Origin of the sequence: Bradyrhizobium sp. (genome assembly GCF_049581145.1) — a bacterium.
GTDB lineage: Bacteria > Pseudomonadota > Alphaproteobacteria > Rhizobiales > Xanthobacteraceae > Bradyrhizobium.
Window position 1 is genome coordinate 1 of record NZ_JBAURI010001010.1, and the last position, 4,891, is coordinate 4,891.

Consider the following 4,891-nt stretch of genomic DNA (forward strand, 5'->3'; position numbering starts at 1 on the left):
ATCATCCGCTTCCTCTATGGCCGCATGATCGATACCATGCTCGCGACCTGGGGCCTCAGCCTGTTCCTGGTCGGGCTGACGACTGCGGTCTTCGGCAACACGACCGTCGGCATTTCGGCTCCCCTCGGCAGCATCGAGATCGGCGCCTATCGCATCAGCAGCTATACGCTGTTCGTCATCGCCGTCGCCGTGGTCGAACTCGCGCTGATCTTCGCCGTGCTGCGCTGGACGCGCCTCGGCCTGATTGCGCGCGGCACCATGCAGAACGCCAACATGGCCGCGGCTTTGGGCGTCAATCCGCCGCGCGTCTATGCCGTCACCTTCGGCATCGGCGCGGCCTTGTCCGGCCTGGCCGGCGCGGTGTTGGCGCCGGTGTCCGGCGTGTTTCCGACCATCGGGGTGGCCTATGTGGCCAAATCCTTCATCACGGTCATCGGAGGCGGTGCGGCCATTCTGAGCGGGACGGTGTCGGCCTCGGCGCTGTTCGGCACCATCAATCAGATCGCCACTTTCGCCACCACGCCTGTGTTCGGCGAGGTGGCGCTGCTTGCCGCTGCGATCGTCCTGATCCGCCTGCTGCCGCAGGGCATCACCGGCCGCTTCTTCAGGAGGGGGCTGTGAACGGACGCGCGCTCAATTTTCTCGGCCTCGGGCTGGTCGCCGTGATCGGCATCGCCTTCATGATTCTGACGCCCCGATTCGCCGATCTCGATATGGTGCTCGAGCTCACCGTCTATATGGTGATGGCGATCCTGGCGCTCAGCCTGGCCTTGGTCTGGGGCTATGGCGGCATCCTGTGTTTCGGCCAGTCCGCCTTCTTCGGCCTCGGCGCCTATACCTACGCGATCGCGATGTTCAATTTTGGCGAAAGCACCGTCCCGTTGCTGCTGGCGATTGCATTGCCGGCCGCGTTCGCGGCCTTGCTCGGCTATTTCATGTTCTATGGCCGCATCAGCGACGTCTATCTCGGCGTGATCACGCTGACGGTGACGCTGATCCTGTTCAATTTGGTGAATTCCACGGCCGGCCCGGAATTTCATATCGGCACGGCGCGGCTCGGCGGTTTCAACGGCATTCCCGGGATTCCGCCGCTCAACATCCCCGGCGACAGGACGGCCGCAATCGATCTCGAAGGCATGTTCTATCTTGCGACCGGCTCGCTGCTCGTGACCTATTTCGGACTGCGGCTGCTGCTTGCCAGCCGCTTCGGCCGCATCATCGTCGGTATCCGGGAGAACGAACGGCGCGCCGAGCTTCTCGGTTATGATCCGCGGGCCTACAAGCTTGCGACCTTCACCATCGGCGGGGCGCTGGCCGGTTTCGCCGGCTGCCTGTTCGCCAATTGGGGAAATTTCGTCAGTCCCACCATCTTCGGGCTGGCGCAGTCGGCGCAGATCATCATCTGGGTGATCGTCGGCGGCCGCGGCACCTTGATCGGTCCGATCGTCGGCTGCATCGGCATCCAGTGGCTCAGCACGGCGCTGGGCGCCAACCAGCCCAGCGGCGGTTCGGACTGGTGGGCCAAGATCTTCGCCAATGCGCCGCTGGTACTCGGCACCATCCTGATCGCGTTCGTGCTGCTGGTCCCGAAAGGGTTGGTGCCGACCTTGGCCGACTGGGGACAATCGCTGTTGCGTTTCCGCGGCCGGCGGATCGCGGAACGCGAACGCTTTGAAGCGAACGCGGCGGAGTAGGGACGATGGCAGAGCCACTTCTGCAAACCCGCGATCTCGGCATGCAGTTCGGCGGCGTTCACGCCGTGCGTCACGTCGACTTCACCCTCGCGGAAGGCGAATTGCGCTGCCTGATCGGACCGAACGGCGCGGGAAAAAGTACCTTCTTCAAGATGCTGACCGGCCAGCTCACGCCGAGCCAGGGCCAGGTGCTGTTCCGCGGCCAGGACATCTCCAGCGCCTATGCGCACCAGATCGCCCGGCTTGGCATCGGCATCAAGACCCAGGTGCCGAGCGTGTTCGACGGTCTTAGTGTACGCGAGAACATCTGGCTCGCGGCAAGCCGCATGCATTCAAGGCAGCGAACCCGCGCACTCGTGGAGGAGATGCTGGAGCGGATCAGCCTGGCCCATGTGGCGGACCGGCTGGTCGGCCAGCTCGCGCATGGCCAGCGGCAATGGGTCGAACTCGGGCTCGTGCTGTCGACCGATCCCGAGCTCATTCTGCTGGACGAGCCTGCGGCCGGCATGACCCATGACGAGGTCTTCAAGACCGCCGAACTCGTACGCGAGATCAACCGCAGCAAGGCGCTCATCGTGGTCGAGCACGACATGCAGTTCATCCGCATGATCGCCAAGCAGGTTACCGTGTTCAATCAGGGCAGCGTGCTGGTCGAGGACACGGTGGAGAACATCATGCGCAATCCGCAGGTGCGCGACATCTATCTCGGCAAACAGGCGGCGGCCGCATGATGCTCGATGTGCAGGGCTTGCGCGCGGCTTATGGCCGGATCCCGATTCTCAACGGCGTCAGCTTCGCCGTGAAGGAAGGCGAGTTCGTCGGAATTCTCGGCCATAACGGAATGGGCAAGACGACACTGTTGAAGGCGTTGATGGGATTTCTGCCGGCGACCGGCGGCCGCGTCCATTTCGCCGATGGCGACGTCACCTCGGCCGAGCCCTACCGTCGCGCCCGGCTCGGGCTCGGCTATGTGCCGCAGGGCCGCGAGATCTTCCCGGCGCTGACGGTCTACGACAATCTGCGCATGGGCTGCAGCAAGCAGCAGGCCGGTGCCGAGCAGGCGACCATCGCAACGGTGCTCGAGGAATTTCCCCGGCTGAAGCGGCTGTTGGATCGCGCCGGCGGCGCGCTATCCGGCGGCGAACAGCAGCTTTTGGCCATTGCGCGCTGTCTCTGCGGCAAGCCGCGTCTTGTTCTGCTCGACGAGCCGACCGAGGGCATTCAGCCCTCGATCATCGATGAGATCGTCGAGACCCTGCTGCGGCTGCGCGACAAAAGCGGTCTCACGATGATATTGGTCGAGCAAAATCTCGATTTCATCGCCGCGCTGTCGCAGCGTATCCTGATCATCCAGAAGGGCGCGATCACCCGGGAAGTGCAGCCGGATGATCTCCATAATGCGAGCCTTGTCGGTGAATTCATCGGAATTACCACGTAAGCCCGATCCAGCGGGCTGATATCAGGGAGACCAGGCCATGGCAGTCAGACGACCCACTCTCGATCAGTTGCGCGGCGTCGCCGAGGATCTCGGCATGCATATGAGTGAGGAGGAGCTCAAATCCTACGACGCTCTGATGCAGGCGAATTACCTGGCCTATGACGCCGTCGACGCGATGCCGGATTATGTGCCGGCGGTCAAATATCCGCGGACGCCCGGCTATCGCCCCGAGGGCGAGGAGAACAAGTACAATGCCTGGTACGTCAAGACCGAGATCAAGGGCGCGCCGAGCGGCAAGCTCGCCGGCAAGAAGGTCGCGCTGAAGGACAATGTCTGCCTCGCCGGCGTTCCGATGATGAACGGCGCCTCGACGCTCGAAGGCTACATTCCGGATACCGACGCCACCATCGTGACGCGGATCCTGGATGCCGGCGGCACCATCGTCGGCAAGACGCATTGCGAGTATTTCTGTTTTTCCGGCGGCAGCCACACCTGCGCCGCCGGCCCCGTCCACAACCCCCACAAGATGGGCTATTCGGCCGGCGGCTCGTCGTCCGGCAGCGCGGTCGTGGTGGTGACCGGCGAGGCCGACATGGCGATCGGCGGCGATCAGGGCGGCTCGATCCGCATCCCCTCATCATTCAGCGGCACCTATGGCATGAAGGGAACGCATGGCCTGGTGCCCTATACCGGCGTGATGCCGATCGAGCTCACCATCGATCATACCGGTCCGATGACCCGTAACGTCCGTGATAATGCGCTTCTGCTCGAGGTGCTCGCCGGCGCCGACGGCCTCGATCCGCGGCAAGGCACGCCGAAAGTGTCCAACTATACCGAGGCGCTCAACGGTGGCGTCCGGGCTTTGCGCATCGGCGTGGTCAGGGAGGGATTTGGCCTGCCGAGTTCGGAGGCCGATGTCGACGCCAAGGTGAAGGCCGGTGCCGATCTGTTCAGGAAGATGGGCGCAACCGTGGACGAGATCTCGGTGCCGATGCATCTGGTCGCGCCCGCGATCTGGCTGCCGATCGCCGCCGAAGGCGCCACCGAATTCATGATGAAGGGCAACGGCATGGGGACCAACTGGCGCGGTCTCTACAATACCACCCTGCTCGACGCCCATTCCGGCTGGAAGCAGCGCGCGGACGAACTCTCCGACAGCCTCAAGATCACGATGCTGTTGGGGCAATATTTCACCAAGCATTATCGCGGCCATTTCTACGCCAAGGCGCAGAACCTGAACCGCAAGCTGCGCGCGGCCTATGACGCGGCGCTTGCCAATTACGATCTGTTGCTGATGCCGACCTTGCCGATGAAGGCGACGCCGATCCCGCCGCCGGACGCGTCGCGCGAACTCTACATCCAGCGCGCGTTCGAAATGGTTCCCAACACGGCGCCGTTCAACGCGACCGGCCATCCGGCCATGAGCCTGCCCTGCGGAATGAGCGAGGGCCTGCCGATCGGCCTGATGCTGATCGGAAAATACTATGACGAGCCGACGATCTATCGCGCCGCTGCGGCGTTCGAGAGCGCAGGCGACTGGACCAAGATGTAGTTGATCAAGCGGCCTGCCGTGTCCTGGCAGGCCGCGCTTTTTTTGAGGAGGCGGCAATGGATCTCGGACTGAAAGGCATGAACGCGCTGGTCACCGGCGGCAGCAAGGGCATTGGTCTGGCGATCGCCGAACTGTTTGCGACCGAAGGGGCCAATGTCGCGATCTGCTCGCGCAGCGCCGACGACGTGGCCAAGGTCGTCAAGGCGC

General features: G+C 63.6%; 6 protein-coding genes. All 6 read left to right on the plus strand.

Translation table 11 applies throughout. The features are described 5' to 3' along the window. Nucleotides 1-621: ABC transporter permease subunit (locus WCB02_RS32810; RefSeq protein ID WP_423964903.1), on the plus strand; the 621-nt coding region annotated here is incomplete at its 5' end. After that, nucleotides 618-1,694: an ABC transporter permease subunit gene (locus WCB02_RS32815; RefSeq protein WP_423964905.1), complete on the plus strand. Its 1,077-nt coding sequence runs from the start codon at nucleotides 618-620 to the stop codon at nucleotides 1,692-1,694. The genes WCB02_RS32810 and WCB02_RS32815, both read left to right, overlap by 4 nt. Before the next feature lie 5 nt (nucleotides 1,695-1,699). After that, nucleotides 1,700-2,425, plus strand: coding sequence for an ATP-binding cassette domain-containing protein (locus tag WCB02_RS32820; RefSeq protein ID WP_423964907.1), 726 nt, complete (start codon nucleotides 1,700-1,702; stop codon nucleotides 2,423-2,425). Next, nucleotides 2,422-3,132, plus strand: a complete 711-nt coding sequence (locus WCB02_RS32825; protein ID WP_423964909.1) for an ABC transporter ATP-binding protein — start codon at nucleotides 2,422-2,424, stop codon at nucleotides 3,130-3,132. The genes WCB02_RS32820 and WCB02_RS32825 overlap by 4 nt, the downstream gene beginning before the upstream one ends. Before the next feature lie 37 nt (nucleotides 3,133-3,169). After that, nucleotides 3,170-4,684 (plus strand): amidase, encoded by a 1,515-nt coding sequence (locus WCB02_RS32830; RefSeq protein ID WP_423964912.1) that lies wholly within the window; start codon nucleotides 3,170-3,172, stop codon nucleotides 4,682-4,684. 56 nt (nucleotides 4,685-4,740) lie between these two features. After that, nucleotides 4,741-4,891: SDR family NAD(P)-dependent oxidoreductase (locus WCB02_RS32835; protein WP_423964914.1), on the plus strand; the 151-nt coding region annotated here is incomplete at its 3' end.